The 431-nt window shown below is 61.5% G+C and carries 1 protein-coding gene; it reads right to left on the reverse strand.

The window, feature by feature from the left end; all coding sequences use genetic code 11:
- Window positions 1-431, reverse strand: a 431-nt coding sequence (locus ACU8YC_RS28420; RefSeq protein WP_446896447.1) for an aminotransferase class I/II-fold pyridoxal phosphate-dependent enzyme, incomplete at both ends; no start/stop codon positions are given.

A 431-nucleotide genomic window follows, 5' to 3' on the forward strand; every position in this document is an offset into this window, starting at 1 on the left:
ATAGATGACCCGCCCGTCCCGGTCGTTGGACTTCAGCGCCTTGTACTGGTCCTGCTCGAACATCAGCTCACCGTAGATATCGTCCTCTACGATCTGGATGTCGAACCGGGCCGCGAGGTTCAGCAATTGCTTCTGCCGGTGGTCGGGCATGCTCACACCCAGCGGGTTGCTCAGCCGCGCCGTGAGCACCAGCGCCTTGATCGGCCATTGCCCGGCTGCCAGCTGCAGCGCCTCGAGGCTCATGCCAGTATCAGGATCGCTGGGAATTTCGATGACCTTGAGTCCCAGCAGGTCCGCCAGTTGCAGCAGGCCGTAATAGGTTGGCGATTCGGCGGCGATCAGATCACCGGGCCGGGTCAACACCCGCAGCGACATTTGCAGTGCATCGACGCAACCATGGGTGATGACAATCTCGCCGGGATCGACCACCA

It is taken from the genome of Citrobacter sp. VF227 (assembly GCF_052950715.1).